Origin of the sequence: Limnobacter olei, assembly GCF_029087225.1 — a bacterium.
Lineage (GTDB): Bacteria > Pseudomonadota > Gammaproteobacteria > Burkholderiales > Burkholderiaceae_B > Limnobacter > Limnobacter olei.
Window position 1 is genome coordinate 1 of sequence record NZ_JARFJD010000004.1, and the last position, 13,838, is coordinate 13,838.

Annotated in this window: 15 protein-coding genes; 6 read left to right on the forward strand and 9 right to left on the reverse strand. The window is 52.7% G+C overall.

Translation table 11 applies throughout. The features are described 5' to 3' along the window. Positions 1–301: 301 nt before the first annotated feature. Positions 302–1,330 (reverse strand): dTDP-glucose 4,6-dehydratase, encoded by a 1,029-nt coding sequence (rfbB, locus tag PY990_RS03515; protein WP_275270421.1) that lies wholly within the window; start codon positions 1,328–1,330, stop codon positions 302–304. A gap of 138 nt (positions 1,331–1,468) precedes the next feature. On the opposite strand from rfbB, the gene PY990_RS03520 reads away from it, so the two are divergent. Both PY990_RS03520 and PY990_RS03525 read left to right on the forward strand, forming a co-directional pair. Then, positions 1,469–1,867: a hypothetical protein gene (locus tag PY990_RS03520; RefSeq protein WP_275270422.1), complete on the forward strand. Its 399-nt coding sequence runs from the start codon at positions 1,469–1,471 to the stop codon at positions 1,865–1,867. 102 nt (positions 1,868–1,969) lie between these two features. Then, positions 1,970–2,350 carry a response regulator transcription factor gene (locus PY990_RS03525; RefSeq protein ID WP_275270423.1) on the forward strand — a complete coding sequence of 127 codons (381 nt, stop codon included), beginning with the start codon at positions 1,970–1,972 and terminating at the stop codon, positions 2,348–2,350. Here PY990_RS03525 and PY990_RS03530 read toward each other — a convergent pair. Next, positions 2,332–2,862: a transcriptional activator RfaH gene (locus tag PY990_RS03530; RefSeq protein ID WP_275270424.1), complete on the reverse strand. Its 531-nt coding sequence runs from the start codon at positions 2,860–2,862 to the stop codon at positions 2,332–2,334. The two genes, PY990_RS03525 and PY990_RS03530, sit on opposite strands and share 19 nt — an antisense overlap. A gap of 128 nt (positions 2,863–2,990) precedes the next feature. On the opposite strand from PY990_RS03530, the gene PY990_RS03535 reads away from it, so the two are divergent. Further along, positions 2,991–5,126 (forward strand): TonB-dependent siderophore receptor, encoded by a 2,136-nt coding sequence (locus tag PY990_RS03535; protein ID WP_275270425.1) that lies wholly within the window; start codon positions 2,991–2,993, stop codon positions 5,124–5,126. On the opposite strand, the gene rfbC is transcribed toward PY990_RS03535, so the two are convergent. After that, entirely contained in the window at positions 5,127–5,678 is a 552-nt protein-coding gene (gene rfbC, locus PY990_RS03540; RefSeq protein ID WP_275270426.1) for a dTDP-4-dehydrorhamnose 3,5-epimerase, read from the reverse strand. Positions 5,679–5,704: 26 nt separating this feature from the next. On the opposite strand from rfbC, the gene PY990_RS03545 reads away from it, so the two are divergent. Continuing rightward, positions 5,705–6,109 carry a nucleotidyltransferase substrate binding protein gene (locus PY990_RS03545; RefSeq protein ID WP_275270427.1) on the forward strand — a complete coding sequence of 135 codons (405 nt, stop codon included), beginning with the start codon at positions 5,705–5,707 and terminating at the stop codon, positions 6,107–6,109. Continuing rightward, complete coding sequence (locus PY990_RS03550; protein ID WP_275270428.1) at positions 6,106–6,423, forward strand: nucleotidyltransferase family protein; 318 nt, start codon at positions 6,106–6,108, stop codon at positions 6,421–6,423. Before PY990_RS03545 ends, PY990_RS03550 begins: the two co-directional genes overlap by 4 nt. Here the strand turns inward: PY990_RS03550 and rfbA are convergent. The 3 genes from rfbA to PY990_RS03565 form a co-directional block, all read right to left on the reverse strand. Continuing rightward, on the reverse strand, positions 6,390–7,268 hold the full coding sequence (gene rfbA / locus PY990_RS03555; protein WP_275270429.1) for a glucose-1-phosphate thymidylyltransferase RfbA: 879 nt from the start codon (positions 7,266–7,268) through the stop codon (positions 6,390–6,392). The two genes, PY990_RS03550 and rfbA, sit on opposite strands and share 34 nt — an antisense overlap. 69 nt (positions 7,269–7,337) lie before the next feature. Then, entirely contained in the window at positions 7,338–7,676 is a 339-nt protein-coding gene (locus PY990_RS03560; RefSeq protein WP_275270430.1) for a hypothetical protein, read from the reverse strand. Next, on the reverse strand, positions 7,648–8,364 hold the full coding sequence (locus PY990_RS03565) for a hypothetical protein (protein WP_275270431.1): 717 nt from the start codon (positions 8,362–8,364) through the stop codon (positions 7,648–7,650). Before PY990_RS03565 ends, PY990_RS03560 begins: the two co-directional genes overlap by 29 nt. 107 nt (positions 8,365–8,471) lie before the next feature. Here PY990_RS03565 and PY990_RS03570 point away from each other — a divergent pair, with 107 nt between their 5' ends. Further along, the gene (locus PY990_RS03570) at positions 8,472–10,217 is read left to right on the forward strand and encodes an ATP-binding response regulator (RefSeq protein WP_275270432.1); all 1,746 of its coding nucleotides are present in this window, start codon (positions 8,472–8,474) and stop codon (positions 10,215–10,217) included. Between the two features lie 10 nt (positions 10,218–10,227). Here the strand turns inward: PY990_RS03570 and PY990_RS03575 are convergent, their stop codons facing one another. The 3 genes from PY990_RS03575 to gmd are packed head-to-tail and all read right to left on the reverse strand — an operon-like array spanning position 10,228 to position 13,808. Further along, positions 10,228–11,706, reverse strand: coding sequence for a mannose-1-phosphate guanylyltransferase/mannose-6-phosphate isomerase (locus PY990_RS03575; RefSeq protein WP_275270433.1), 1,479 nt, complete (start codon positions 11,704–11,706; stop codon positions 10,228–10,230). Then, a complete protein-coding gene (gene fcl / locus PY990_RS03580; RefSeq protein ID WP_275270434.1) occupies positions 11,703–12,677 on the reverse strand; it encodes a GDP-L-fucose synthase in 975 nt (324 codons plus the stop codon). Before fcl ends, PY990_RS03575 begins: the two co-directional genes overlap by 4 nt. Positions 12,678–12,689: 12 nt before the next feature. Further along, entirely contained in the window at positions 12,690–13,808 is a 1,119-nt protein-coding gene (gene gmd / locus PY990_RS03585) for a GDP-mannose 4,6-dehydratase (protein WP_275270435.1), read from the reverse strand. Between the last annotated feature and the right edge of the window lie 30 nt (positions 13,809–13,838).

A 13,838-nucleotide genomic window follows, 5' to 3' on the forward strand; every position in this document is an offset into this window, starting at 1 on the left:
TTAACCGCCCACTCGGCTTGGGTTCCGATCTCTTGGCGCTCGTTAATCGCCCAATCGGCTTGGGTTCCGATCTCTCGCCAGAAAACCTGTACTCCCCTTGCTGAGCCTTGCGATGCCTGAGAACGACCCTCCTAAACTGCGGGTCGGGTTCGTTCTCTGTCGCCCATGCTGGGCAACACCGGCCCTGCTCGGCACGCAAGGGCAGGTTTTCTTGAAGGCGAGGCGATCGAAACACCGCCGCCGAGTGGGCAAGAACCCCGCAGGAAACCGCAACAACAATCCTTCAAGTTCAACTCACCAATCACCGTTCAGCGGTCACTTCTGCAACCCAAGCCCGGTTCGCCAAATACCACTGCACGGTTTTTCGAATGCCAGTCTCGAAAGTTTCAACCGGCTTCCACCCCAACTCGCGTTCAATTTTTCGGGCATCAATAGCGTATCGGCGATCATGCCCGGGCCGATCGGTCACAAAAGCAATCTGTGTTGAATAAGAAATGCCATCTGCGCGCGGTTGCAATTCATCCAGCAAGGTGCAAATCAGCTTCACCACCTCGAGGTTGGCTTTTTCATTCCAGCCACCAATGTTGTAGGTTTCGCCCAGCACGCCGTTCTCGAGCACGGTGCGTATGCCGCGTGTGTGGTCTTCCACAAAAAGCCAGTCGCGAATTTGCTGACCATCGCCGTAAACCGGCAACTGCTTCCCGTTCAAGGCATTCATGATGCACAGCGGAATCAGTTTTTCAGGAAAGTGGTAAGGCCCGTAATTGTTGCTACAATTGGTGGTTAGCACGGGCAAGCCATAGGTGTGGTGCCAGGCGCGCACAAGGTGGTCGCTGGCCGCTTTGCTGGCCGAGTAAGGGCTGTTGGGTTCGTAGCGCGTAGTTTCAGAAAACGGTGGGTCTTTTGGTTTCAGCGTGCCATACACCTCGTCGGTGCTCACATGCAAAAACCGAAAACCGGCCCTGGCCTCGCCTTGCAAATCATTCCAGTATTCGCGTGCGCATTCCAGCAAACGGTAGGTGCCCACCACATTGGTTTCAATAAATTCGCCCGGCCCAAGAATAGACCGGTCCACATGGCTTTCTGCGGCAAAGTTCAACACCGCGCGGGGTTTGTGTTTTTCAAAAATAGCGCGAACCGCATCCACATCGCCAATGGACGCATGCACAAAGGTGTGCTCAGGTCGCTTCAATACCGGGCCCAAGGTGCTCAGGTGGCCGGCGTAAGTCAAGGCGTCCAAGCTTACAACGGGCTCAACGCTATGCTCAAAATGTTGGCGCACATAACACGAACCAATAAAACCAGCAGAACCCGTAACAAGTAAAGTCATAATCGATCAGTAAATTGCTTAGAATAAAACCTGAACTAAAAAAATACACAACAAGTCACAATATCAATTGTGCGCCCCAGGGCAGTATTTCAATTATCACAGGCATCAGCCAGCTATTTAATTTACTAGGGACAGAACATGACTATCAATTGGAAACTCTTCAAACGCCTAGGCCCGATTGCAGCGGCCTCTTTACTGGCCGTCGCGTGTGTAGCCGTAGTACCCACCCCCAACAACAATCAGCCTGCCGAAAACAGTGGCACTTCAGCCACCCTGTGCAATATTGAAGGCAAACAGGAACAAGATTTATCCGACGGCACCACCAAAGCCAAGGTGACCCAATCTTGCGAAGAAACCGTAATTTACGTTGAAAACCAACACAAAGAACACCCAAAGCGTTGCCGCGTGCTGGTGGGCGCGCAGCTGACCGAACTGTACATCATGCCCGGTGAAAACCGCTCACTGACCCAAACTGGCCCTGTGGCACGCAACACAGTGCAAGTGGGTTGCATCAACGACTGGAACCGCCCAAAGTAAGCACAGCGTAAGCCATAGTTAACTTTGGTTAAAAGTTGTCCTTAACATTTCATGCTGATTTAACATTTCATTATGACTACCTCGGTGAAATAGGAAATCAGTATGAAAACAGTCTTGTTGCTAGATGATGCACGGTCCATTCGTAGCGTGTACGCAGAGGTAATCCGTCAAGCCGGGTTTGAAGCCCAAACTGCGTCCAGCGCCGAAGAGGGGTTGCAATACATTGTCGACCACGGCACACCCGACCTCATCGTGACTGACATCAACATGCCAGGCATAAGCGGCCTGGAGTTTTGTAAACGGGTGCGGCATGTGGCCAAGCACACGCCAATCATTGTCATGAGCGCATTGTCTGACAAAGGTATGGTGGCTGAAGCAAAAACTGTAGGTGTTCAAGGCTGGATGCTGAAACCCGTCGAACCCGAGTACTTCCTGAATAAACTCAAGTCGATACTTGGTGAAACTCAGGCCTTGTCCAGCTGACTACGAGCCACCTCCACGCTGCGTTCAGCGCCCAGCACATTGAGCAGCACGACCACGCGTTGATCACTTTTTTGGGCCGCAATTTTGCCCATCATGCCCTCGAACGGGCCCTCGGCCACACGCACGTTCACGCCCACTTCCAGCTCAGTCAGCTTTAGCAAATCAAGCACCGACTCGGTATCGACCTGTTGTTGAATCAACTCGATCAATTCAACAGGCACCACTGAAGGTTTGCCGCCAAACTTCACCAAATCCACGCAGCCTTTGGTAGAGCGCAGCTTGGAAAAATCGCTCACCCCCACCTCCAGCTGAATAAACATATAGCGGGGAAACAGGGGTTCAACCACCTGCACAGTGCCCTGCCCTGCCTTGCGCTTTTGCACACGGGCTTGCGGAAAAAACACACTGTAGTTCTGGCGTTGCAGGTTTTCCAGCGCCACGATTTCCTGGCGGGGTTTGGTGTACATCACATACCACTGGGCCATGGTGTTGCATTCTTCAAAATAAGGCACAGGCCGCATTCTAAACCCTTCAAAGCGCAGGATAAACAACAGTTTTGATAATTGATATTCGTAATACGAGTCATTATCGTTTAGTATCCTATTTTGATAAAAACTCCAAATCCACCACAGCAAACACCATGAAACTCAAACCTGTTGCACTGGCCATGCTTGGCCTGGGCCTGCCAGCTTTGGCCATCGCCCAAACCACCAACAATCAGCTTGAGGAAGTCGAAGTTCAAGCCCGTGAGCAAGGCAGCTACTCCAGCAATGCCGTGCAAGTGGGCACCTTCCGCGACACAGCACCCATTGATGTACCGCTCACCGTGAACTCGGTTACCCGCGAAGTACTGGATGCGCAATCGGCCACCACCCTGTTCGGTGCGCTGCGCAATACCGCTGGCGTTACGCGCTCACAACTGAACGGCTCTACCTACGACAACATTGCCATTCGCGGCATTCTGGTTGAAAACCGTGGCAACTATCGCCTTAATGGTTCTCTGCCGATTATCAACCTGGTCGATGTGCCCCTTGAAAACAAACAACAGGTCGAAGTGCTCAAGGGCGCATCCTCCCTGTACTACGGTTTTATTCCGCCGTCGGGCGTGGTGAACCTGGTCACCAAACGTGCGGGCGACAAACCTGTGCTCAGCCTGAGCCAAAGTGTGAACGAACATGGCGGTGCCACCACCCACCTCGACTGGGGCCGCAAGTTTGGCGAGAACAACAACCAGGGCCTGCGCGTTAATTTGGTCAAAGGCGCAGAAGACATTGGCGTGAACAACTACAGCGGCGAACGCGAATTGGCCAGCATTGCCTACGACTGGAAAATCACCGACCGCTTAAGCTTTCGCTTCGATGTAGAGCATTATGAAAAATCAGTGAGCGAGCAGGCCGCAATTGCGTTGCTGCCCGCCGTCAACGGACGCATAACCCTGCCCCCAGTGCCCGACAACAAAACAAACCTTGCTGGCGAATGGCAACAATACGATGCCAACGCACAAAACTACCTGGCCCGCGTGGACTATGTATTGAGCAATTCCTGGGGGGTGTTGTTTGAAGCCGGTTACGCCGAAACCACGCGTGATCGCGCCTTTTCCCAATTTCAAAACTACGACCTGAACACCGGGGAAGGCCAGCTGCGAATTTTCTACAGCCGCGACCAACAATTCGACAACACCAACTACCGCGGGGAAGTTTACGGCGAAGTGGTTACTGGGCCTATTACACACAACCTCTCGTTTGGCTACACCACCAACACCCGCGCCAGCAATACACCGGGCGTAACTGGCACACAAAGCCTGTTCAACCAAAACCTGTACAACCCCCGTGAAATTGCACCTCAGAACGTAAGCTTCACAGGTGCGTATTCCGCTGTAACCATAGATGACCAAGGTCTGTATGTATTTGACCGTATGCAGTTGGGTGAACAGTGGCAGGTATTGGCAGGCCTTCGTCGGGGCGACTACCGCACCGAGAACCTGAGTGTACTGGCTGATGGTACACGCACTGTTCGTCTTTATAACGCACAAGAAACAACCCCGTCTCTGGCGGTAATGTACAAGCCACGCCAGGATGTGTCGCTGTACGCCAGTTATGTGGAAGGCCTTGAGGAATCGGGGCAGGCACCTGCCAATGCGGCCAATGCATTCCAGCTGCTCGACCCTGCAGAATCGGAGCAACGTGAAGTGGGTGCCAAGTTCAACATTGGTCAAAAGAGCCTGGCACAAATTGCCTATTTCGACATTGATCGTGCATCTACATTTTTACAACCCGCCCCAGCGGGCTCACCCCCCGGAACACCCGGCGTATTTGGCCTGAACGGCAAGGCGAATTACAGCGGGTTCGAGATGGCGTGGACCGGCGAATTGAACAAGCAACTTTCAATTGCTGCCTCAGCCTTGTTGATGGATGCGGAATTACAAAACGAAGGCAACGCAGCCACTGTGGGGCGTGTGCCTGAAAACACAGCCGAAAAAACGGCCAGCCTGTTTGCAGAATACCGTTTGCTCAGCGTACCGGGTTTGAGCTTCAGTGGTGGTTTGTACTACACCGGCGAGCGCGCTGTGAACGATCAAAACCAGGCGTTTATTGGCGGCTACACCGTGGCCTCGCTGGGCGCACGTTACTCGACTGTAATTGGCAGCACGCCCACGCAGTTCCAGTTGGTGGTCGACAACCCCACCGACAAAAACTACTACAGCACCGCAGGCAACGGCTTGATTGGTGTGGGCACACCCCGAACCATCAAGGCGATTGTCAGCGTCGATTTGTAATCAACTCAAGCTTGTAAAAGCCAGACCCTGTTCGTCTTTGGGCGACAGGGTTGGCCTTGCAACACCAGCCTGCTTCAATGGCCAATCAATGTTCAACACCGGGTCATTCCAGGCAAGGCAATGCTCGTGCTCGGGGCTGTGGTGTTCGGTCACCTGGTAACTCGTAATTGCGGTGTCGGTCAGCGTTAAAAAACCGTGCGCAAAACCAGGCGGTATCCACAGCTGAATATGGTTGGTGCTGCTTAATTCACAGCCATACCACTGGCCAAATGTTTCCGAATTTTCGCGCAGGTCTACGGCCACATCAAACACGGCACCGTGCACCACGCGCACCAGTTTGCCCTGTGCCTTGGGAGCAGTTTGCCAGTGCAGGCCGCGCAACACCCCGCGCTTTGAAAGCGATTCATTGGTTTGCACAAACTCAGGCTGAATGCCTGCCACCTGCTTGAAAGTTTTCGCATTGAAGCTTTCAAAAAAATGACCGCGTGCGTCGGTGTATACCGTGGGTGTTAGAAGCAATAAGCCGTTTAAAGGAGTAAGGTTACAATTCATGCATATCACCAAGTAATTATTCCAGAATGATCCTAGAACTCAGCTCCTTCGACAATGCCATACTTCGACTCGATGAGGGCATTCTGCGCTATCAGAAAGACATCACCGACACCCAGATTCGGGACGGATTAATTCAACGTTTCGAATTCACATATGAACTGAGCCACAAAATGCTGAAGCGTTTTCTGGAATTTACATCGCCCAGCCCAGCCAACATTGACGAACTGGCTTTCCAGGATCTTATCCGCACTGGCAACGAACAAGGGCTGCTTTTAAGCGACTGGGCACAGTGGAAAAAATACAGGGAGATGCGATCGCGGACCAGCCACACCTATGACGAATCCGTGGCCTTGCAAGTGGTAGCCGAAATTCCGGCTTTTTTGCAAGAGGCCAGGTTTCTGAATGCGCAACTTCACGCGAGAAACAAGTGAAACTACAAGACAAAGAGCTCGCACTGATTCAACAAATTCTCGCTGAAATCGTGCCGCAATGTGAAGTGTGGGCATTTGGGTCAAGAGTTAATGGAAATCCCAAGCCGTTCTCAGACCTCGACCTTGCCTTGATTGATCGTCAGGCAATTCCCTTGGGCACTCGTGCAAATTTGGCTGAAGCCTTTTCTGAATCCGATTTACCCTGGAAAGTAGACCTGGTTGACTGGCACAGCATTTCGCCAGAATTTCAGAAAATTATTGAAACCAATTTTGAGGTGGTTCAAACTCCCGCCTCAAGCAAGCCCAGCAAGTAATCGCCATAACCGCTGTTACGCAACGGTTTGGCCAGAGCAGCCAACTGTGCCGAGCTTATCCACTGGTTGCGCCACGCAATTTCTTCAGGGCAGCTTACCTTTAAGCCCTGCCTGCGCTCAATGGTTTGAATGAAGTTGGCCGCGTCCAGCAAGCTGTCTGCAGTACCCGTATCAAGCCAAGCCTGCCCACGGCCCATTTGTTGCACTTCAAGCTGCCCCATGGCCAGGTAAGTTCGTATTACATCGGTAATTTCAAGTTCGCCTCGTGCTGAGGGTGTCAAGCCTTTGGCAATGGTGGCGGCCTGCCCGTCAAAAAAATACAAGCCTGTTACTGCCTGCTTGCTTTTGGGCTGCGCAGGTTTTTCTTCCACACCAATAACAGTACCTTCAGCGTTCAGTTCAAGTACGCCATAGGCTTGCGGGTTTGCCACAGAATACGCAAACACTGTGGCACCCTGTTTTTGCCCGTAGGCATACTGCATTTGTCGAACCAGGTTTTGACCATAAAACAGGTTGTCGCCCAACACCAAGGCACAGGGTGCACCCTGCAAAAAAGGTTCAGCCACAATCAGCGATTGCGCAACACCACCGGGTGTAGCCTGCACAGCGTAATCAATGCGCATGCCCCAGCGGCTGCCATCGCCCAGCAATTGTTCAAATCGCGGTGTGTCGTGCGGGGTTGAAATCACCAGCACCTCCCGTACACCCGCCAACATCAGGGTGCTCAGGGGGTAGTAAATCATGGGCTTGTCGTAAACTGGCAGCAGCTGTTTGCTGACAGCGGCAGTGGCCGGGTACAGTCGGGTGGCTTGTCCACCTGCCAACACAATGCCTTTGCGGTTCATGTTTCCACCTTGGTTAACCTTGCATGCTTTATATCTTAAGTGAAGTATGCAAGGAAAACTGCTTGGCACCTACAACAGCTTCGCTAACCGTGCCAAGGCATCCAGACCTTTGCCCAAAACACCCAGTTGTTCGCTCGGGGCTTCCAGTTCAGCCACACCCTCGCGCATCATTTTTACATGCCCAGCCAACTCGCCAAGCTCGTTTTTTGCATGGGCACTTAAAGCCGCAAACCGGGTATTCTCGGCGTTCACGAAGGCAAGGTACGCAGCCGCCAAAACCTGCTGGTGTTGTTTGCGTTCCTCGGCACTTAACAGTTCTACATCAATCAAGTACAAGGCCGAAAACAAGGCATGCACATCGTTTTGCAAGGCGTCAAAATCACTGGGGTTCATCGGTGCTGTGCTCATGGCTATTGGCTGCCTGAATATTTGAATTGAGTTGATCAAAAACGCCCTGCAAGTGTTCGAAACTACCCTCGCCCCGCAGCACATTCACCCAAGCTTGTTGCATGTCAATACTGGCTGCTTTGGCCTGCTCCAACAGTTCAATGGTGGGCACTTGCTTGATGTGTTTTATCCAGGCGTTTTTCCAGGTTTCGCCCAGCTTTTTGTCCTCCACAAAAGGCTTCAATACTTTCTCGCGGTATTCAACCTGGCGGGCCAATGCCTCGCGTTGCGTAATCCACTGTATTTGCTCTTGCAAAATGTGCTGGTTCAACAACAAAGCGTGCGCCACGGGCTCGGCGCCGCGCATCAATTCTTCACGCACTTGTGCACCATGTTTCCAACTGGCCACATGCCCGGCCAAACCCGCCACCGCTTCTTTGCTCACCCGGGGTATGCCGCCCACATCAGGCGCCTTGTTCAATGCTTCTACAAGCTTTCGCAAGGCCCGCGTGGTGCCTGTGCTGGTGTCGCCTTTGGCCAGCGCACTTAGCTCGGCAAAGTAAAGCGCCTGCGTGTCGAAGTAATCGCTGGTGGTTTGCAACAAGGCCGCCCTTTGCTGCATGGCTTGCGTTTGCGCCAGCAGCGTTGTGTTGTCCCGAGGCAAGTTGGGCAACAAACCAGCTGTAAATTCAAGGGTGAGAACCACCAATTTGGGTTACAAAAACCAGGGGTAACCCATTTAGACATTGCCTGCCCGCCTCATCACCACTTATGCTTAGTGCAAACTACCTATTGCTCTATCTTATTGCTCTATTTATGAAAGCTGAAGACCCGCATCAACTCACCATTTTGCGTGAGCAAACCAAGCTTCTGTTCGAGCACCTGCCCTTTGTTTTGTACGGTGTCATGGCCTCATCGGCTGGCCTGGTGGCCGTGCTTTGGCACACAGGCCAAGGCACAGCGCTGCTGCTGTGGTTGTCGGCGGTGTATATGCTGACCGGTTTGCGCTGGTGGGTACGAAGGCACTTCAACAAACTGGGCGCACATTTCGACCCTGAACACTGGATACAAGTGGCCATTCAGTTCACGGCAGCATCGGGCATTTTGTGGGGATTCGCAGGCGTCGTATTTTTCTCAACCGACCCCATGGTGCTTATGACACTGGCCATTTTTCTGGCTGCCATGGTAGCCGGTGCGGTGTCCTCCCATGCCTGCCATACACCGGCTTACGCTGCATTTGCACTGCCCGCCTCACTGCCTTTCATTGCACGCTGCCTGTGGGAAAACACGCCCTTTTTCTGGGTGCTGGGCACGGTTGCGTTTGTTTACGTATTGATCAACGTTCACTACGGCCGCAACCTTCAAAACATGGTCATTCAATCCATTCGTTTGCGGTTTCAAAATGCAGAACTCATCAGCGAACTGACTTTGCAAAAACGAGTGGCCGAACAAGCCAGTGTGGCCAAAACCCGTTTTCTGGCCTCGGCCAGCCACGATCTGCGGCAACCCGTGCAGGCCATTGAATTGCTGGTGGATGCACTAGGCGAGGATCTGGCCAACCACCCCAGCAAAGGCTTGCTGGACCGAATTCAGGAAGCAGGCTACGGCTTGCGCAACTTGCTCAATGCCTTGTTGGATTCTGCAAAAATAAATGCAGCTGCCATTACGGCAAAACCACGCCACATTCAATTGGCCCCTTTGCTCAAACGCATTTGTAATGAACTGGCTACCCAGGCACAACACAAGGGCCTAGATATTCGCGTCGCAAAAACCAAGGCGTGTGCTTACACCGACCCCGCCCTGCTTGAGCTGATTATTCGCAACTACGTAGAAAACGCGATCAAGTATACACCTGAAGGGCGCGTGCTGATTGGCTGCCGCAAACAGGGTGGACAAATCCGGATTGAAGTACACGACACCGGCATCGGCATACCCGCCAGCGCCCAGGAAACCGTGTTTCAAGAGTTCTACCAATTGGACAACCCCGAGCGAGACAAAGCCAAAGGCTTGGGGTTGGGCTTGTACATTGCGCACAGCTTGGGCAAATTGCTGAACCACGACATTGGTGTGAATTCCACCGTGGGCAAGGGCTCAATGTTTTATGTGACTGTGCCAGCAGGTGACGCCAGCCACTTGTTGGATGAACCCGGCCGCGTGCATGCTGCTGGTAAAACCCCATTGACCGGCAAAACCGTGTTGTTGATTGATGATGACGATTTGGTGCGCGCCAGCGTGACCGAGATGCTCAGCCGCTGGCAATGTTCAACCATTGCCGCTGAAGACGCTGAAACCGCCCTGCGTATTTTAATGGCCCGGGGCCGCATGCCCGACGCCATTGTGGCCGACTATCGGCTGCGCAACAAAAGCACAGGCGTACAGGCCATACAATCATTACAAGCACAACTTGGAAATGTACCTGCTGTAATATTGACTGGGGACACCGCCCCCAGTCGAATTCAGGAAGCCAGAAACTCCGGTTTCCTGATCTTGCACAAACCGCTCAGTGGTGTGCAATTGCGAAGTACATTGAGTGAGTTGATGAGTGTGAAGGTGAGCAGTTAATTACCCTGAATCAGGCCCGCCCGTACACATCGTCAAAACGCACAATGTCGTCCTCTTCCAGGTAGTCGCCACTTTGCACTTCAATCATCACGAGGTTCATCACGCCGGGGTTTACCAGTCGGTGCTTGTTCCCGGCAGGAATGTAGGTTGATTCATTCTTGCGCACCAAAAACACATTCTCGCCATTGGTTACCTCTGCAGTACCGCTGACTACAATCCAGTGCTCGCTGCGGTGGTGGTGCATTTGCAAACTAAGCGATGCACCCGGCTTTACTTCAATGCGTTTAATTTTGTAACCTGCAGAATCTTCAAGCACCGTGTAAGTACCCCAAGGGCGGTGCACAGTGGGGTGAAAATTCACCAGCTCACTGCCTTGCGCCTTCAGGGTTTCAACCACTTTTTTCACATCCTGGTGGCGGCTTCTGTCGGCCACCAGCAAAGCGTCAGGGGTGTCCACAATCAACAAATTTTCAACACCCAAGGTGGCTACCGCCCGGTTGCCCATACGCACGTGAGTGTTGTTGCTGTCAATTGAAATCAGTTGGCCTGCGCCTTCTTGCTGCACTGTATTGCCCTGTGTGTCGGGCGTGCATTGGTCGGCCAAGGCAGCCCAACTGCCAATGTCGCTCCACTGAAAACTGGCAGCCACCACAGCCACATTGCTGGCCTTTTCCATCACGGCGTAATCAATGCTGATGTCGGGCAACTTCGCAAATTCATCTTTGTTGAACGTAAACACGCTGCCGCTTGCCTTGGCATTTTTGCTTTCTTTTGCACTGGCCCAAACAACACTCGCCTGGCTGGCCACGCTGGGCTCGTTGTTTTCGAGCGCCTGTAACAGGTCGCTTGCGCGCAGCGCAAACATGCCGCCATTCCACACATACTGGCCACTCGCCAAATATTCCATGGCCAGTTCAAGCTTGGGCTTTTCAACAAAACGCTGCACTGCAAATGCACCGTTAATTTCGTCGACCGGCGCGCCTTGCTGAATGTACCCAAAACCAGTTTCAGGCGTGCTGGGCGTAATACCAAAGCAAGTGAGCCAGCCCTTGCGTGCAGCCGCCACGGCTTGTTGCGCCACACGCACAAACTCGGCAACGGGGTTAATTAAATGGTCGGCCGGCAGCACCAACAACACGGGGTTTTCACCCGGGTAACGGGCTTGCGCCCACTGCGCAGCCAAGGCAATGGCTGGTGCAGTGTTGCGGCCTTGCGGCTCCAGCAACTGGTGCAGGGCCATGTTGCCGCCCTCGCCTTTCAACACCGGCATACATTCGTCTTGCAGCAAGAATTGGTAGCTTTCATTGCTCACCAACAACACATCGCTTGAATCGGCGGCTTTGGCCACTGCTGCAGCACGCCGCACGGTTTGCGCAATCAGGCTTTCAGCGCCTACTTTCAAAAAGGGCTTTGGAAAGTTTTTGCGCGACAAGGGCCAAAGGCGCGTGCCTGCGCCGCCGCATAGAATGACTGGGATTACTCGGTTCATGCTTGTCTTAGTCCTTCCATGTTATTCAAAAACCAGGCATAGGTTTTCTTCAAACCGGTTTCCAAATCAATGCTGTATTGCCAACCCAAATTCTTCAAGCGCTCTACATTCATCAACTTGCGCGGGGTGCCATCGGGCTTGGTGGTATCAAACACCAACTTGCCTTCAAAGCCAACCACGCGCTGCATGGTTTCTGCCAGTTCACGAATGGTGCAATCTACGCCTGTGCCCACATTGATGTGGCTAAGCATGGGCTGTGTATTGGCTTTGTAGGTTTGTTCATCCAGCAATAACACATGCACACTGGCTGCGGCCATGTCATCTACATACAAAAATTCACGCATGGGCGTGCCTGTGCCCCACACCACCACTTCAGAATCTCCACGCAATTTGGCTTCATGAAAACGGCGCATCATCGCTGGTATCACATGGCTGTTCTCGGGGTGAAAGTTGTCATTCTCACCGTACAAATTGGTGGGCATTACACTGCGATAGTTGCGGCCATACTGGCGGTTGTAACTTTCGCACAATTTAATGCCTGCAATTTTCGCCACCGCGTAGGGCTCGTTGGTGCTTTCCAAAGTACCTGTCAGCAACGCAGTTTCTGTCATCGGCTGCTCAGCCAACTTGGGGTAAATACAGCTTGAACCCAGAAACAACAAATGCTGGCAATCGTTGGCATGGGCTGCATGCACCACATTGCATTCCATCATCAGGTTCTGAAAAATAAACTCGGCCGGGTAGGTGTTGTTGGCGTGTATGCCACCTACCTTGGCTGCGGCCAACACCACGGCGTCGGGCTTCTCAGCTGCGAAAAATTCATTCACGGCAGCCTGGTTGCACAGGTCAAGCTCGGCATGGGTGCGCACCACAATATTGCTGTAACCCAAAGCATTCAGGCGACGCACAATCGCGCTGCCCACCATGCCCCGGTGGCCCGCCACATATATTTTTGAATTGAAGTTCAACATGAATAGCAGCCTTTACTCGCGGCTTACTGCAACGCTGTAACCATGTTGCTTGAGCAGGGCGTGTTGGCGTGCCGCATCCAGGTCTACCTGCACCATTTCCTGCACCATTTCCTGCAAAGTAATTTTCGGTGTCCAACCCAGTTTATTTTTCGCCTTGCTGGGGTCGCCCAACAAGGTTTCCACTTCCGCAGGGCGGAAGTAACGCGGGTCAACCTGCACCACCACATCGCCTTCTTTCAAGGCAGGTGCCTTGTCGCCTTGCACTTTCACCACAATGCCTTTTTCATCCACGCCACTGCCTTCCCAGCGCAGGGTTACGCCCAATTCAGCAGCCGTCATTTCAATAAACTGGCGCACGCTGTATTGCACACCGGTGGCAATTACAAAATCGTCGGGTGTGTCCTGTTGCAGCATTAGCCATTGCATTTCAACGTAGTCTTTCGCATGACCCCAATCGCGCAGTGCGTCCATATTGCCCATGTACAGGCATTGCTCCAGGCCCACTGCAATGTTGCTCATGCCACGTGTAATTTTTCGGGTTACAAAAGTTTCGCCACGGCGCGGGCTTTCGTGGTTAAACAAAATGCCGTTGCATGCATACATGCCATAGCTTTCGCGGTAATTCACCGTAATCCAGTAGGCGTACATTTTGGCCACTGCATACGGGCTGCGTGGGTAAAAGGGCGTGGTTTCCTTTTGCGGAATTTCCTGCACCAAACCATACAGTTCTGAAGTACTGGCTTGATAAAAACGGGTCTTCTTTTCCAGGCCCAAAAAGCGGATGGCTTCCAGCAAACGCAGCGTGCCCATGGCATCTACATCGGCGGTGTATTCCGGGCTCTCGAAACTCACCGCCACATGGCTTTGTGCGCCCAGGTTGTACACCTCGTCAGGTTGCACTTGCTGAATAATGCGGGTCAGGTTAGAGCTGTCGGTGAGGTCGCCGTAGTGCAATTTAAAGCGGGCGTTTTCAACATGCGGGTCCTCGTAAATGTGGTCTACGCGCTGTGTGTTGAACAGCGATGCACGGCGCTTGATGCCATGCACTTCATAGCCTTTGCTCAACAAAAATTCAGCCAAATACGAACCATCTTGCCCGGTTACACCGGTGATCAACGCCACTTTAGTCATTGCAGGGGTGCCTTGCTGTAATTGAATTCA